The 311-nt window shown below is 47.6% G+C and carries 1 pseudogene; it reads left to right on the top strand.

Features of this window, described 5'->3' with window-relative positions:
* Positions 1-311: pseudogene (locus ACFINS_RS10865) on the top strand (1-deoxy-D-xylulose-5-phosphate synthase); the annotation flags it as partial.

The following is a 311-nucleotide window of genomic DNA, read 5'->3' on the forward strand; positions in this document are numbered from 1 at the left end:
CCTGTGCGTTTTGCGATTGATCGAGCTGGCTTTGTAGGTGCAGATGGTGCGACGCATGCTGGCAGTTTTGATATTGTTTTTTTGACTACTCTTCCTGAATTTGTTGTCATGGCGCCTTCTGATGAGGTGGAACTGATGCATATGGTACGTACCGCTGCAGCTTATGATCAGGGGCCAATTTCTTTTCGTTATCCGCGTGGTGAAGGCATTGGCATGGATTTACCGCAGCGCGGTGAGATATTAGAGATTGGCAAAGGACGTATTCTGCATGAGGGAAACAGGATAGCTTTGGTTTGTTTTGGAACGCGGAT

The sequence above is a fragment of the Bartonella sp. AA2SXKL genome (genome assembly GCF_042197205.1).
Classification (GTDB): domain Bacteria; phylum Pseudomonadota; class Alphaproteobacteria; order Rhizobiales; family Rhizobiaceae; genus Bartonella.